The following is a 15,025-nucleotide window of genomic DNA, read 5'->3' on the forward strand; positions in this document are numbered from 1 at the left end:
TCGAAAAGGTGACCCATGCGAAGCAGCAGGTTCCGCCTCGCGTCGACCGCCGCCGCCACCGTCCTGGCCGCCGTCACCGCGCTCACCGTCGTCACCCCGGCCGACGCGCACACCGTCTCCCCGGTCAACGCCAACGCCTCCACCGCCACCCGCAACGTGCTCAACTGGCTCGCCCACCTGCCCAACCGGAGCGGCAACCGGATCGCCTCCGGCTTCTTCGGCGGCTACAGCAACAGCGGCTTCTCGCTGGCCCAGACCGAGGAGTTGCGCGCCGCCACCGGCCAGTACCCGGCGATCCTCAGCTGCGACTACGGCTCCGGCTGGGCGACCAACTCCGACATCACCGCGCTCGTCGACTACTCCTGCAACTCGTCGCTCAAGTCGTGGTCCGCCGCCGGCGGCCTGGTCACCATCAGCGTGCACCTGCCCAGCCCGGCCAACGCCAACGGCGGCGGCCTGAACACGCCGATGGGCAACTTCGCCGACCTGCTCAACCCGTCCACCGCGGCCGGCGCCCGCTGGCGGCAGCTCCAGGACAAGATGGCCGCCGGCCTGCAGGACCTGGAGAACGCCGGGGTTCCGGTGCTGTTCCGGCCGTTCCACGAGGTCAACGGCGACTGGTTCTGGTGGGGCAACCGCGACCCGAACACGTTCAAGCAGGTCTGGCAGCAGATGTACACCTACCTCACCGGCACCAAGGGGCTGGACAACCTGCTCTGGGTCTACTCCGCCGACTTCAGCCGCGGCAACCGCACCGCCTACTACCCGGGCGCCTCCTTCACCGACGTCGTCGGCATGGACGCGTACGACGACAACCCGCAGGTCTCCGGCATCCAGTCCGCGTACGCCGAGCTGGTCGGGCTGGGCAAGCCGTTCGCGTTCGCCGAGATCGGTCCGGACAGCCAGGGCTCGTTCGACTACGGGCGCTGGGTCACCGCGTTCCAGCAGAGCTACCCGAAGACGTCCTACTTCCTGGCCTGGAACGACGGCTGGGGCCCGGCCCGCAACTCCGGCGCGAGCACGCTGTTCAACAACTCCTGGATCGCCAACCGCGGCGAGGTCGACCTGGGCGCCGTGACCGAGCCGGGCGGCGGTGGCACCACCACCCCGCCCCCGTCCGGCGGGACCCTGCTCAACGGGTTCGAGTCGGGCACCGAGGGGTGGACCGGCGCCAACGTCACCGGCGGGCCGTGGCAGGTCACCGAGTGGGCGTCCCAGGGCACCCGCGCGCTGAAGTCCGACGTGAACCTGGGCGCCGGGGCCGCGTACCTGAAGAAGACCGCGACCACCAGCCTGAGCGGGCGGACCACGCTGCGCGCCACCGCGCGGGTCGCGCCGTGGGGGAGCTTCGGCGCCGGCAGCCAGGCCAAGCTGTACGTCAAGACCGGCGCCGGCTGGCAGTGGTTCGACGGCGGGACGGCGGCGGTGACCTCGGCCGGGGTGAACCTGTCGCTGTCGCTGTCCGGCGTGGCCAACCTGGGTGACGTCCGGGAGATCGGCGTGCAGTTCGTGCCGGGCAGCGGCGCGGGCGGCACCTCCGCCGTCTACGTGGACAACGTCACCGTCCAGTGAAGACCGCGGATCCGGCCCGGCGTCCCCGCCGGGCCGGACCCGCCCGGCTCACCGGTCCGGTGACCGACAACGAACGACCCTGGCGGCGGCCCTCGGCGCTGGCTAGGCTTGCGCCGTTCGTCGTCCGCCGTCCGGTCCTCGTCACCGAGGGTGCACGTCTGGAAGAGAGCCGGAGCGCATCGTTGTCCCCCAGCACGACGTGAGCCTCGCCGTCGCGGCGCCGGCCCGTCACCCGCTCGCCGGCCGTGTCGGACTCGTCGCGGCCGTCGTCGTCGTACTCGGGGAGATGATCTGGCTGGTCGCCGGCCTGCCCGGCGCGGCCCTGGTCAGCGACCTCGGCGCGATGGCGGTGTCGAGCTGGGCGGCGGTGCTCTGCGTCGGCGCGGCCCGCCGGCACCCGCACGCGCTGCGCCGGTTCTGGAGCCTGCTCGCCGCCACCATGATGCTCGCCGCGCTCGGCCGTACGGTGTGGACGGCCGAGCGGCTCGGCGGGATCGACCTGCCGCACACGCCGCTGGTCGGGGGGCTCTTCACCGCCGGCATCGTCACCGGCACCGCCGCGCTGCTCTGCTCCCGGTCCGGCCCGCGCAGCCTGATCGGGCAGGCCCGCACGCTGCTCGACGGGGTGATCGTCGGGCTCGCGCTGATCCCGATCGGCTGGCTGCTGGTGTTCCGCGACGTGGCCGACGCCGACCTGACCGACCCGCTGCGCACGTTCGGGCTGCTCTACCCGATGTTCGACCTGATGCAGCTGACCATCCTGGTGGCGGTCGCCGGGCCGGGCCGCCCGATGTGGCGCTCACTCACCGTCATCGGCGCGGGCCTGGCCATCCGGGCCGGGGCGGACACCGTCTACGTCTCGCTCGTCGCGCACGGCAGCTACGCGCCCGGGCACCCGGTCGACGTCTGCTGGCCGCTGAGCTACCTGCTGGTCGGCCTGGCCACCCGCTACCCGCCCCCGGCCTGCGGGGACGGGGAGGAGGACGTCGAGTCGCCGCTGCCGCCGTGGTGGCGGGTCGCGTTGCCGTACCTGCCGGTGGGTGGGGCCATCGTCGCCGTGATGCTGTCCCGGCGGCCCACCGGCCAGACCCCGCACCTGGTCTTCGTCGGCATGATGGCGCTGCTCGGCGTGCTCGCGCTGCGGCAGGGGCTGGCCGCCAACGAGAACCTGCGGTTGGTCGGCCGACTGCGTCGGCTCGCCTACTCCGACCAGCTCACCAGCCTGCCCAACCGGCTGACGTTCATCCGGCGGCTGCGCCGGGCGCTGCGCGCCGGCGGGCCGGTCGCCGTGGTGCTGCTGGACCTGGACGGCTTCAAGCAGGTCAACGACCGGTTCGGGCACGCCGCCGGGGACCGGTTGCTGACCACCACCGCCGAGCGCATGCGGGACGCGGTCGGGCCGGACGGGATGATCGCCCGGCTCGGCGGGGACGAGTTCGCGGTCCTGGTCGCCGGGGAACGCCCGGTGTCGCCGGAGCGGCTCGCCGTGCGGCTGCTCGCCGCGCTCGAACCGCTGCCCGGCGAGGAGGACCTCGGCGTCCACCCGTCGGCCAGCATCGGCATCGCCGAGTACGGGCCGCAGCACACCTCGCACACCGATCTGCTCCGCGACGCCGACATCGCCATGTACGCGGCGAAGGCCTCCGGCAAGTCCGCGTACCGGACGTGCACGGCGGAGCTGCGCGAGTCGGCGGTCGGCCGGGCCGAGCTGATCGCCGACCTGCGGCGGGCCGTCGACGAGGGTCAGCTGCTGATGGAGTTCCAGCCCATCGTGGACCTGGCCACCGGTACCGTCCGCAGCGCGGAGGCGTTGGTGCGCTGGCGGCACCCCCGGCTCGGGGTGCTCACCCCGGCGAGGTTCCTGCCGCTGGCCGAGGAGACCGGCCTGATCCTGGGCATCGACCGGTGGGTGATCCACGAGGCGTGCCGCGCGGCGGCCACCTGGCGCGAGCACGCGCCCGAGGTGACCGTGGCCGTCAACATCGCCGCCGCCCACCTGTGCCGACCCGACCTGATCGCCACGGTCACCGGCGCGATGGGCGCGGCCGGCCTGCCGCCCCGCGCGCTCACGCTCGAACTCACCGAGTCGGCGCTGATCGAGGGCAGCGAGGCCGTGCTCGACCGGCTGGCCCAGTTGCGTGACCTAGGCGTCCGCATCGCCATCGACGACTTCGGCACCGGCTACTCCTCGCTGAGCTACCTGCACCGCATCCCGGCCACCGAGTTGAAGATCGACCGCTCCTTCGTGTCCCGGTTGGACGCCGGCGACGCCCGCGCGTACGCCACGGTCGAGATGGTCAACCGACTGGCCGGCGCGTTCGACCTGGCCGTGGTGGCCGAGGGGGTGGAGACCGGCGCCCAGCACGCGGCGGTCACCGCGATCGGCTGCCGGCAGGGCCAGGGCTGGCGGTACGGCCGCCCGACCGCGCTGTCCGACCTGCTCCCCACGCTGGTCCCGGTGGACGCCGCCCGCTGACCGGCCCCACCGTCTCCGGGCCGAAGGTCCCGGGCGGGACAGGGGGTTCGGCCCTGCTCCCGGCGTACCGGTCGCCGCCACGATGGTTCTCGTCAACCAGCCGGCACACACCCCCCTCCGGGAGCCAGAGATGAAGCGACGGACGCTCGACCTGTTGTTCAGCATCGGTGGGCTGGGCCTCGCGGTCCTGCTGCTCGTCGTCGGCGTCGTCCTCACGACGAACGCCAACTTCGCCAACAACTACGTGCACGACCAGCTCGCCGCGCAGCACATCAGCTTCACCCCGCAGGACAAGCTGTCCGACGAGGAGAAGAAGTCGGACTGCCTGCGCGAGTACGCCGGCCAGCAGCTCACCACCGGCAAGCAGGCCGAGTGCTACGCCAACGAGTACATCGGCCTGCACCTGACGTCGATCGCCGGCGGCAAGACGTACGCCGACCTCGGCGCGCCGCAGAGCGCGCTGCGCGAGCAGGTGGCGCAGGCCGAGCAGGCCAAGGCCGCCAACCTGGCCGACCTGCAGAAGCAGCTCGCCGAGGTGAGCGCCCAGCGGGACACCGTGTTCAAGGGCGAGACGCTGCGTGGCCTGCTGCTCACCTCGTACGGTTTCAGCGAGTTCGGCCGCAAGGCCGAGCAGGGCGCCCTGGCCATGTACCTCGGCGCGGCCCTGCTCCTGCTGCTCTCGGCCGCCGGCCTGCTGCACGCCCTGCGCACCCCGGCCAGCGCGACGTTCGCCGCCCCGGAGCACGAGAAGATCACCAACTGAGCCCGTACCCGCACACCGCCCCCGGCCGTTTCTGGTCGGGGGCGGACCATTGGGCTTGACCCTCACGCTGCGGGAGGCGGCAGCCTTGGTCGCGGAAGGGAGGGAACCATGGCGTACACGGTGGGTCAGGTGGCGCGGGCGGCCCGGGTGACGGTCCGCACGCTGCACCACTACGACGAGATCGGGTTGCTGCGGCCGAGCGGGCGCACGGCGGCGGGTTACCGCCGCTACGACGACCGCGACCTGGACCGCCTGCAGCTCATCCGCTACTACCGCGAGCTGGGGTTCCCGCTGGACGAGATCGCCGAGATCCTGGACGACCCGGACGCCGACCCGGCGGCGCACCTGCGCCGGCAGCACGAGCTGCTGTCCGGGCGGATCGGCAAGCTCCAGGAGATGGTCGCGGCGATCGAACACGCGATGGAGGCGAGGACGTTGGGGATCCAGTTGACGCCGGAGGAGCGGTTCGAGGTGTTCGGGGACTTCGACCCGGACGAGCACGCCGACGAGGTCGAGCGGCGCTGGGGCGAGACCGAGGCGTACCGGCAGTCGCAGGAGCGGGCCAGCCGCTACTCGAAGGAGGACTGGCTGCGCAACAAGGAGGTGAACGAGGACTGGGGCCGGCGGTTCGCCGCCCTCATGGACTCGGGTGCGCCGGCCGACGGCCCGGAGGCGATGGCGCTGGCCGAGGAGCACCGCCAGCTCATCACCGAGTGGTGGTACGACTGCCCGCTGGAGCTCCACACCGGGCTGGCCGACATGTACGTGGCCGACCCCCGGTTCACGGAGTACTTCGAGACGATCCGGCCCGGCATGGCCGCCTACCTGAACGAGGCGATCCACGCCAACGCGATCAGCCGGGCCTGAGCCGCCGGCGGTGGCACGATGACCGGCATGCTCATCGTCGCCGGCACCCTCTACGTCGATCCGGCCCGGCGGGACGCCTACCTGGCGTCCTGCGCAGAGGCCGTCCGCGCGGCCCGGGCCGCGCCCGGCTGCGTCGACTTCGCGGTCAGCGCCGACCTGGTCGAGCCGGGCCGGATCAACGTGTACGAGCGGTGGGAGTCCGACGAGCAACTGCTCGCGTTCCGTGGCTCGGGGCCGGACGCGGAGCAGGTGACGGCGATCCTCGGCGCCGAGGTGCACAAGTTCCGCATCTCCGGCGTCGAGGCCCCCTGACCGGCTGTCGCACCACCCGCCCGGCACCACCCGCCCGGTTCCCGCCGCCCGGTTCCCGCCGCCCGGTTCCCGCCGCCCGGTTCCCGCCGCCCGGGTCCCGGCCGCCCGGGTCCTCGCCGCCGGGTTGCCGCCGACCGGATTCGCGACGTTTCGCCGCCCGGTCGGCGCCGTCGGAGTGCCGGGCGGTGAATGCTTCTGTCTCCCTTTCGAGCTGAGTCGTTGGTGATATCACCGGCTACAGCCGCAGCCGGCGGTCGAGGGTCACCGGCGACCGGCGCGTGAGTCGTTCCTGATATCAGCTCTAAAGGGAGTCGCCGGAAGGATCGTCAGCCGCAGCCGCAGCCGCAGCCGCAGCCGCAGCCGCAGCCGCACGCACCCCGAGTCGGCCCTCCGCGACCCGTAGCCGCGTCCGGCAGACCCCCGCGACCCGCGAGCCGCGAGCCGCGACCCGCGACGCGCGACCCGCGACGCGCGACCCGCGACGCGCGACCCGCGACGCGCGACCCACGAGCCGTAGCCGTGCCTCCCGCGACCCGCGCAGCCGTGTCCGGCAGGCCCCGCACCCCGCAGCGGTGACCGGTGAGGGCGACCGGCGCGTGAGTCCTTTCTGATGTCAGCTCCAAAGGGAGTCGCGGGGAGGTGTCCGCCCGTCGCCGGTGGGCCGCTAGACGAAGACGTCGAGCAGGAGGACGCCGAGGAAGCCGACCACCGAGATGATCGTCTCCATCACCGACCAGCTCTTGATGGTCTGCCCGACGGTCAACCCGAAGTACTCCTTGACCAGCCAGAAGCCGGCGTCGTTGACGTGCGAGAAGAACAGCGAGCCGCAGCCGATCGCCAACGCCAGCAGCGCCACCTCGGGCCCCTGGAGCGTGGCGGCCAGCGGCGCCACGATGCCGGCTGCGGTGATGGTGGCGACGGTGGCCGAGCCGGTGGCCACCCGGATGCCGACCGCGACCAGCCAGCCGAGCAGCAGCGGCGACAGGTTGGCGCCCTCGGCGGCGTCGGCGACCAGGTTGCCCACGCCGGCGTCGACCAGCACCTGCTTGAAGCCGCCGCCGGCGGCCACGATCAGCAGGATGCCGGCGATCGCCGGCAGCGAGCCGCCCAGGAAGCCGGAGACCTGGGTACGGCTGAACCCGGTCCGGTAACCCAGGAAGATCATGGCGAAGATGACGCCGGCCAGCAGCGCGACGATCGGGGTGCCGATGATGTCCAGCGCCTTGCGGCCGGCGGTGCCCTCGTCGAGGGCCAGTTCGCCGATCGCTCGCAGCAGCATCAGCACCACGGGCAGCAGCACGGTGACCACGGCGGCCCAGAGCGCGGGCGCCCGGCGCGAACGCGGCCCGGCCGGCTCGTCGATCGACGCGCCGGGACGGCCGGTGCCCGGGTTGACCAGGTCGTCCGCGGTGACCAGGTCGCCGTCGGCGTCCAGCCGGCCGTCGCCGGGGCGGGTAGGGCTGCGGTCGACGGCGACCGCGCCGTCGCGCCGGGTGGGCAGCAGCGCTTCCGGGGCGGTGGCCGGCACGTACCGGGCGATGATGTTGCCGAAGACCGGACCGGCGATGATCACCGTGGGGATCGCCACCAGCAGGCCCAGGGCGAGCGTCTGACCGAGGTTGGCGCCGAGCGCGTCGATCGCCACCAGCGGGCCGGGGTGCGGCGGCACCAGACCGTGCAGGACCGACAGGCCGGCCAGCGCCGGGATGCCGAGCTTCATCAGCGGCACGTCCACCCGGCGGGAGACCAGCAGCACGATCGGCACCAGCAGCACCACGCCGACCTCGAAGAAGAGCGGCAGGCCGATGAGCGCCGCCACGCCGGCCATCGCCCAGGGCAGCGCGCCGCCGGAGACCCGACCGACCACCCGTTCGACGATGCTGTCCGCCCCGCCCGACTCGGCCAGCATGCCGCCGATCATCGCGCCGAGCGCGATCAGCAGGCCGACGCCGCCGACGGTGGAGCCGACCCCGCCGCTGAACGAGGTGACGATCTTGTCGGCGGGCACGGCGGCGACCACGCCGAGCACCGCGGCGCCGAGGATCAGCGCCAGGAACGGGTGCACCTTGCCCCAGGCGATGAGCAGCACCACGGCGGCGATGCCCAGCAGGGCGGCGACGACGAGTTGGGTGTCACCGGCGTTCGTGAGTGGTTCCGCCGGCGCGGCGAGCAGTGAGACCACGGCGATCACGACCTTCGGTTGGTCATTGGGGAGCAGCGGTGGGTGACGGTTCCGGCGGCAGGCTCGGCGCCAGCCGCCGCAGCGAGGCGAAGGTGGGCACGAGTGCGTCGTACAGCTCGGAGAAGAGCGGGAGCAGCGCCGCGTAGGTGGCGGCGGAGGCGGGATCCGGGCGGACCGTCTCCTCGATCCGGACCAGGTCGGCGGCCACCTCGATCGACTCGATCAGGCCGAGGGCCTGCATGCCGAGCAGCGCGGCGCCGAAGCCGGAGCCCTCGTGCCCGGCGGGGAAGCGCACCGGCATGCCCAGCGCGTCGGCGAGGATCTGCCGCCACAGCGGGCTGCGGGCGAACCCGCCGCTGGCGCGGATCTCGCGTACCTCGTTGCCGGCCGCGCGCACCGACGAGAGGACCAGGGCGAGCTGCTGGCAGACCCCCTCCAGCGCGGCCCGGACCAGATGCGGCCGGCCGTGGCCGTGGGTCAGGCCGACATACGCCCCGCGGGGCAGCGCGCTCCAGTGCGGCGCCCGTTCACTGAGCAGGTACGGCAACATGATCAGGCCGCCGGAGCCGACCGGGGCCTGAGCGGCCAGGTCGAGCAACTCCTCCTCGGCGTGCTCGCCCAGTTCGGGGGCGAGCGCGTCGTTGGCCCACTGGAGCACGATGCCGCCGTTGTTGATCGCCCCGCCGACCACCCAGCGGTTCTCGGTGAGCGCATAGCAGAAGACGCCGCCGAGCGGGTCCACGCCGGGGCGTTCCACCATCACCCGCATCGCTCCGCTGGTGCCGATGGAGCAGGCCACCACGCCCGGCCGCACCGCGCCGAGCCCGAGGTTCGCCAGTGGCCCGTCGCCGGCGCCGACCACCAGCGGCGTGTCCGCCGGCAGGCCGGTGGCCCGGGCGGCCTCGGCGGTCAGGCCGGGCAGCACGTGCGTGGTGGGTACGAGTTGGGGGAGTTGCTCCTCGGTGATGCCGGCGACGCGCAACGCCTCGCTGTCCCAGGCCAGCCGGTGGATGTCCATCAGCCCGGTGGCCGAGGCGACCGAGTGGTCGGTGACCAGCGCCTCGGCGAGCCGGCGCAGGACGAGGTCCTTGATGCCGACCCAGTGGGCGACCCGCTCGTGCAGCTTCGGCTCCTGCTCGGCGAACCACACCAGCTTCGGCAGCGGCGCCATCGGGTGCACCGGGGTGCCGGTGCGCCGGTGCAGCGCCAGCCCGGACGGCGCGGCCCGCAGTCGCTCGGCCTGCGCGCTGGCCCGGCTGTCGGCCCAGGTGATCGACGGGGTGAGCGGGTTACCGTCGGCGTCCAGCCCGATCAGGCTGTGCATGGCGGTGCTGAACGACAGGCCGGCGACCGGCCGGCGCAGCTCGTCGACGACCGCCCGGATCGCCCCGAGCACCGCCTCGTAGATGAGGTCCGGGTCCTGCTCGGCCCAGCCCGGATGCGGCTCCTCCAGCGGATAGCCGATCGAGTGGCTGGCCAGCTGGCGCCCGTCGGTGTCGAACGCGACCGCCTTGGTGCTGGTGGTGCCGATGTCCACGCCCACCACGACGGCCGGGTCGCCCACCGGTGCACCTCCTCGCCGCCGGGGGGCCGCTCGCTGCCCCACCCTGCGGCTGACGTTACCGACGTGGCCGCCGCCGCGCATGGCGAAGCGCGGCCGGCGGGAACCGGGTAGCGCGGAACGTGAATCGACGCAGGAGTTTCCGCCGATAGTGCCGGTCAATCAGCCGATCGGTCGAATTGGCGACTTTCGCGTGTCTTCGTACCCCTACGCCGCCGTTGACATGAATGACACCCCGATTGGTGGGCTCGCGCGGCGGAGGAGTCGGCGTGGCGATGACTGATTCGACGGGTTCCACATGGCGTTACCGGTGGGCGCACCGGCAGAACGAGCGGCGGCAGCGCGTCTTCCGCGCCGCCGACGAGGCGTGGCGCCGCCGCGACGACGAGCTGCGGCGGCTGCGTACCCTCGCGGTGTCCTTCCACGGGTCGGTGCAGGCCGGCGCGGGCCTGCCGATGGAGCTGGACCCCGGCGAGGTGGTCTTCTGGACGCTGCCGGCCGCGCAACTGGTCGAGGTGCGGCACACCGCCGTGCTGCCCGCCCCCGAGCTGACCGTCGACCCCGACCCGCCGCCGCTGCGCCCGCGCCGCCCCGAGGGGGTGCGGGTGTCCGACGCCGGGCTGGCCGTGCTCACCAACCGGCGGCTGGTGCTGCTCGGCGGGCGGGGCCGGCGCGACTGGGCGTACGGGAGGATGACCGGGCTGTCCCACGACCCGGGCGCGCCGGTCACCCTTATCCAGGTGCTGGACCGGCGCCGTACCTCGGGGTTGCTGCTGCCCACCGGCGCGGTGGCCGACTTCCGGTTCAAGCTGACGCTGGCCTTCGCCGACGCGATCGAGCAGCGCGCCGCCGTCGTGGCCGAACTGGACGAACTGTTGGAGGAACACGCCGCGCTGCGCCCGCTGCGTCCGGCCGTGCTCACCCCGGCCCAGGCCCGGGTGTCCGCGCTGGTGCCCGGCGGCCGGCGGACCGTCGCGGTCGGCGCGGCGCTGGCGCTGATCGTGCCGGCGATGCTCTTCGAGTCCAACCCGCCCACCCGGGCCGGCTCGGAACGGGCCGCCGCCGCCACCCCGGCGGCCACCGGCACGCCCGCGCCCCCGGTGGTCGCCCCGGCCGTCCAGGTACGGCCCAGCACCAGCGCGACGCCGCGGCGTACCCGGCCGACGCCGTCACGCACCGCCGTCCCGCAGCCCGCCGCCGAGCGGCGCTGCGGCGCCCCGGCGAACCCCTTCGGGTACGACTTCTGCGGCGGCGCACGGATCCGCAAGCCGGCCGCCGGGGTCTGCGACTGGTTCGCGTGCGTACCCGGGTTCTGGTCCGACCGGGGCTGGCTGGTGCAGTGCCGCGACGGCGCGATCAGCCGGACCGGCGGCCAGCGCGACGTGTGCACCGGCCACCAGGGGCTGCGGCGCACCGTCTGGAGCTGACGGGTCCGTCAGGCGGGTTATCGGGTCGCACCCGGCGGGTGTCGCCGGTTAGCGTCCGGCCGTGTCCCGCACCGTCACCGTGATCCTGGTCGACGCCGCCGGGCGGTCGCTCGGCGCGCTGCCCCCGTTCGCCGTGCCCGATCCGTGGTGGCAGCAGGTCGCCTCGATCGTCGACGGCGTCCGGCACCGCTACCACCTCGACATGGCGGTGCTACGGCTGCTCGACGCCGACCGTCCCGCGCCGCCCGGCGGCCACGTCCGCTATCTGGCGCAGGTCGCCGACGTTCCTCCCGTACCCCTGGAACCGGTCGTCGTGGACCTCGCGCCGCACCCACTGCGCATGCCGTGGGCGGAGGTCGGCGGCCCGGCCCGCAGCGTCGCCTGGGCCACCGAGGAGCTGCGGCGCCTCGGCCGCCCGGTGACCGCCGTGGCCCAGCAGCGCACCTGGAACCTCTCCGCGATCTGGCGCCTGGACACCCCCACCGGCCCGGCCTGGCTCAAACAGCTCCCCCCGTTCGCCCGCCACGAACCCACGGTCCTCCACTGGCTCCGCTCCACCCCCGACCGCACCGTCGATCAAGGAGTTCGCGTCGGCGTCGATCTCCGCCGTGACGCGAACTCCTTGATCGACGAGGCGGCGGGCGGGGTGCCGGTGCTCGCCGTCGGTGGGCATGGGCGGGTGTTGGTGGGGCACGTGCCCGGGGAGGACCGGTACGGGGCCGGCGAGGGTGAGCGGATGGCGATCGCGGCCGGGCACCACGCGGTGCAGGCTCGGGCCGTGGGCGAGGTGGACCGGCTGGTCGCCGGCGGCGTACCCGATCTCCGGGGGGCGGGGCTGGGTCGGTGGATCCGGGGGCGGCTGGCGGGACACGACGCCACCGCCGCCAGCCGCCTGCTCGACGGGCTCGACGACCGGCTCGCCCGGGTGCGCGACTGCGGGCTGCCCGACACGCTCGTGCACGGCGACCTGCACCCGGGCAACGTGCGCGGCGACGAAAACCGGCGGGTCGTCATCGACTGGGCGGACGCGTTCGTCGGCCACCCCGCCTTCGATATCCTGCGCCTCACCGAGGACCTCGACCCGGCCGCCGCCGACCGCCTCGTCGACGCGTGGGCCGCCCGGTGGCGGGCCGACGCGCCCGGCAGCGACCCGCGCCGGGCCGTCGACCTGCTCCGGCCGGTCGCGCCGCTGCGGCTGGCCGCCGTGTACGCGATGTTCCTCGCCGGCATCGAGCCGAGCGAACACCCCTACCACGTGCACGACGTGCCGGCCGCGTTGGCGCGGGCCGGCGCCGCAGCGCGACCCTAGGCTCGGCGCACCGGGATCCACAGCTCCGCGTCGGCGGTGCCGCCGCCCTCGGCGACCCGCACCCGGGAGATCTCCGGCCCGGGCCGGATCTCGTACGGGTTCGACGGGAACCACTGGGTGAACACGTCCCGCCACAGATACTGCAACGCCTGCGGGAACGCGCCGGAGCTGCGGAAGACCGCCCAGTCGCCGGCCTCGACCGGCAGGCTGTCCAGGTCGTCCGGCACCTCCGCGCCGGTCACCACGCCGTGCCAGTAGTCCAGCTCGGCGCCCTCCTCCCGGGACCCGGCCAGGTCGTCGCTGACGTTGACGATCCCGTGCGGCTCCTGGTCGGAGAGGGCCTCGATCCGGCGTACGGTCGCCGGGTCGATGCCCTTGACGAACGCCACGATGTGCGGGTTCATCCCCTCGTGGACCAGCGGCACCCGGGCCTTCAACCCGACGAGCCGGAAGGCGTCCTTGGTCACGATTCGGTAGTCCATGGTGGTGCTCCCTTCGACGACGAGTCGGAAGGACATCCGCGGCTGGGAACGCAGCACCGCCCCGGTGCGCCGTGCCTCGGCCGGGCCGACGCCGTGCACCGAGCGGAACGCGCGGGCGAACGCCTCGTTCGAGCCGTAGCCCCAGCGCACCGCCACGTCGAGCAGCGACTCCCGGCCGGCGAGTACGTCGGCGCCGGCGAGGGTGAGCCGGCGTCGGCGCACGTACTCCGACAGCGGCACCCCGGCCAACGCCGAGAACAGCCGCCGGAAGTGGTGCTCCGACACGCAGGCGATCCGGGCCAGCTCCGGCACGTCCAGCGGCTGGTCGAGCCGCTGTTCGAGGTGGTCCATGGCCTGGTTGAGGCGGTCCAGCACGCGGGTGCTCCTTCCTGGTTACGCCTTCGACGCTAGGGTGCCGGCCGCCCACCGACCCGATCCCGCCGGACCCGTTCCGGTCGGCCGGTCACCGGCTGGCGGCGGTGTCGCATCATGACCTCGTGATCATGCGGAAGCGACGCCACAAGAAAAAGAAGAAGGACCGGGACTGGTGCGACTGCGACTGCGACCTGCTCGACTGTGACGGTCCCGGCTGCTGCGACCTCGGCCTGTTCTCGACGCTGCTCATGCTCGGCTCGGTGACCGCCGGCGTGGTGCGCGCGCCCGCCGTCGACCGGGCCGGTCGGGCCGCCATCCTCGGCTACCGGCGGTGGCTCTCGCACCGCTGGCCGGGGACGTGCCGCTACACGCCGACGTGCAGCGCGTACGGGCTGGCGGCGGTGGAGCGCCACGGGCTGGCGGTGGGCGGTCGGATGGCCGCCGACCGGGTGCGCCGCTGCCGCCCCGACGTCCCGCACGGCACCCCCGACCCGCTGCGCTGACCTGATCAGGAAACCCGGGTGGGGCCGCCGAACACGACCGGCACGCCGGGGGAGTGCAGGACGCTCACCGGCGGCCCGTCCGGCGCGGGCAGGCCGGCGGCGGTGACCAGCTCGTCGTCCAGGTGCAGCAGCTCGGCGCGGTGCAGCGGCCACCGGGGGTGCCAGTTCGGCAGGTGCCGGGTGGCGCCGTACGCCCGGGTGTGCAGGCCCCAGCGCGCGGTGAGGAAGTGCTCCAGCGGCGTCGGTTCGGGGATCGGCCCGCCGACGCGGACGGTCATCCGGCTGGTCGCGCCGGCCGGGCCCGGCCAGCGGCGGCGGCAGCGGTAGGTGAGCGTGTCGCCGGACCGCTCCAGCCGCATCGCCGACCACTTGTAGGGCAGGCGCAGGCTGATCTGGGCCACCAGCACCGGCACCAGCCGGGACGCGTCCAGCGAGCGGAACACCACCGCCCGCCGGCCCGCGCCGTCGACCGAGTAGAGCCGCACGTTGGTCTCCCAGAACGTGCCGAAGTAGGGCACGCCCGGCCCCCGACCGAGCCCCAGCCCGACCATCCGGAAACCGATCAGCCCGACGTAGGTGAACCCGTCGAGCGTGTCGGGTCGGGTGCCGGCCGGCAGCAGCGGCGCGACCCGCTCCGGCGGGACGGCCCAGTGCAGGAAGGTGAGATCGTGCCAGCGCTGGGCCAGCCAGGCCCGGCGGATGGCCCGGACGGGCGAGTGCTCGACCGGCTCGACCTCCACCGTCTCACTCCGGCCGGTGGCAGACCGCCTCGACGTTGTTGCCGTCCGGGTCGCGGACGAACGCGCCGTAGTAGGCCGCGTGGTATTCCGGCCACACCTTCGGCGCGTGCAGCACCTCGGCGCCGGCCGCCAGCGCCGCGTCGTGGAACGCCCGCACGGCGGCCCGGTCGGGCGCGGTGAACGCGATGTGCACCGGCACCGGGGCGGCGTCGGCCGGCGCGGGCTCGACCCAGAAGTCGGGCGCGTCGACGCCGTAGCCGATCGGGCCCGGCTCCATGATCCGCCGCCCGCCCAGCGGGGCGAGCACCGCGTCGTAGAAGGCGCCGGCCGCCCCCAGGTCGCGCACCGCTACGGAGAAGTGGTCGAGCACGTCGCCTCCCTGCGATCGTCGATGACCGCCCCAGGCTACGAGCCGCCTGTGACATTCCGCGTCGATGACGGTCAGGCGCCGCGCGC

The 15,025-nt window shown here is 74.0% G+C and carries 13 protein-coding genes; 8 read left to right on the plus strand and 5 right to left on the minus strand.

Annotation, left to right across the window (positions count from 1 at the left end; genetic code table 11):
- Nucleotides 1-15: 15 nt before the first annotated feature.
- The 5 genes from O7600_RS24260 (at nucleotide 16) to O7600_RS24280 (ending at nucleotide 5,990) form a co-directional block, all read left to right on the plus strand.
- Nucleotides 16-1,572, plus strand: a complete 1,557-nt coding sequence (locus tag O7600_RS24260) for a glycosyl hydrolase (protein ID WP_281590795.1) — start codon at nucleotides 16-18, stop codon at nucleotides 1,570-1,572.
- Nucleotides 1,573-1,771: 199 nt separating this feature from the next.
- Nucleotides 1,772-4,048, plus strand: a complete 2,277-nt coding sequence (locus O7600_RS24265; protein WP_281590796.1) for a bifunctional diguanylate cyclase/phosphodiesterase — start codon at nucleotides 1,772-1,774, stop codon at nucleotides 4,046-4,048.
- A 130-nt stretch (nucleotides 4,049-4,178) separates the two neighbouring features.
- Nucleotides 4,179-4,811 carry a hypothetical protein gene (locus O7600_RS24270; RefSeq protein ID WP_099162420.1) on the plus strand — a complete coding sequence of 211 codons (633 nt, stop codon included), beginning with the start codon at nucleotides 4,179-4,181 and terminating at the stop codon, nucleotides 4,809-4,811.
- A gap of 108 nt (nucleotides 4,812-4,919) precedes the next feature.
- The gene (locus O7600_RS24275) at nucleotides 4,920-5,678 is read left to right on the plus strand and encodes a MerR family transcriptional regulator (RefSeq protein WP_281590797.1); all 759 of its coding nucleotides are present in this window, start codon (nucleotides 4,920-4,922) and stop codon (nucleotides 5,676-5,678) included.
- 27 nt (nucleotides 5,679-5,705) lie between these two features.
- Nucleotides 5,706-5,990 (plus strand): antibiotic biosynthesis monooxygenase family protein, encoded by a 285-nt coding sequence (locus O7600_RS24280; RefSeq protein ID WP_091581409.1) that lies wholly within the window; start codon nucleotides 5,706-5,708, stop codon nucleotides 5,988-5,990.
- A 664-nt stretch (nucleotides 5,991-6,654) separates the two neighbouring features.
- On the opposite strand, the gene O7600_RS24285 is transcribed toward O7600_RS24280, so the two are convergent.
- A complete protein-coding gene (locus tag O7600_RS24285) occupies nucleotides 6,655-8,172 on the minus strand; it encodes an SLC13 family permease (RefSeq protein ID WP_091584140.1) in 1,518 nt (505 codons plus the stop codon).
- A 22-nt stretch (nucleotides 8,173-8,194) separates the two neighbouring features.
- Nucleotides 8,195-9,736 carry a gluconokinase gene (locus O7600_RS24290; protein ID WP_281590798.1) on the minus strand — a complete coding sequence of 514 codons (1,542 nt, stop codon included), beginning with the start codon at nucleotides 9,734-9,736 and terminating at the stop codon, nucleotides 8,195-8,197.
- Nucleotides 9,737-10,002: 266 nt separating this feature from the next.
- Between O7600_RS24290 and O7600_RS24295 the strand changes: the two genes are divergently transcribed.
- Together O7600_RS24295 and O7600_RS24300 are read left to right on the plus strand one after the other, a co-directional pair.
- On the plus strand, nucleotides 10,003-11,160 hold the full coding sequence (locus O7600_RS24295) for a hypothetical protein (protein ID WP_281590799.1): 1,158 nt from the start codon (nucleotides 10,003-10,005) through the stop codon (nucleotides 11,158-11,160).
- Nucleotides 11,161-11,221: 61 nt separating this feature from the next.
- Nucleotides 11,222-12,469 (plus strand): aminoglycoside phosphotransferase family protein, encoded by a 1,248-nt coding sequence (locus O7600_RS24300; protein ID WP_281590800.1) that lies wholly within the window; start codon nucleotides 11,222-11,224, stop codon nucleotides 12,467-12,469.
- Here the strand turns inward: O7600_RS24300 and O7600_RS24305 are convergent.
- Nucleotides 12,466-13,326, minus strand: coding sequence for an AraC family transcriptional regulator (locus tag O7600_RS24305; RefSeq protein WP_281590801.1), 861 nt, complete (start codon nucleotides 13,324-13,326; stop codon nucleotides 12,466-12,468). The genes O7600_RS24300 and O7600_RS24305 overlap by 4 nt on opposite strands.
- A 128-nt stretch (nucleotides 13,327-13,454) precedes the next feature.
- Here O7600_RS24305 and yidD point away from each other — a divergent pair, with 128 nt between their 5' ends.
- Nucleotides 13,455-13,829 (plus strand): membrane protein insertion efficiency factor YidD, encoded by a 375-nt coding sequence (gene yidD, locus O7600_RS24310; protein ID WP_281594256.1) that lies wholly within the window; start codon nucleotides 13,455-13,457, stop codon nucleotides 13,827-13,829.
- 5 nt (nucleotides 13,830-13,834) lie between these two features.
- Here the strand turns inward: yidD and O7600_RS24315 are convergent, their stop codons facing one another.
- Together O7600_RS24315 and O7600_RS24320 are read right to left on the minus strand one after the other, a co-directional pair.
- On the minus strand, nucleotides 13,835-14,569 hold the full coding sequence (locus O7600_RS24315; protein WP_281590802.1) for a DUF2071 domain-containing protein: 735 nt from the start codon (nucleotides 14,567-14,569) through the stop codon (nucleotides 13,835-13,837).
- Nucleotides 14,570-14,573: 4 nt separating this feature from the next.
- Nucleotides 14,574-14,939, minus strand: coding sequence for a VOC family protein (locus O7600_RS24320; RefSeq protein WP_281590803.1), 366 nt, complete (start codon nucleotides 14,937-14,939; stop codon nucleotides 14,574-14,576).
- Nucleotides 14,940-15,025 lie beyond the last annotated feature (86 nt).

It is taken from the genome of Micromonospora sp. WMMA1998, from assembly GCF_027497375.1.
Lineage (GTDB): Bacteria > Actinomycetota > Actinomycetes > Mycobacteriales > Micromonosporaceae > Micromonospora > Micromonospora sediminicola.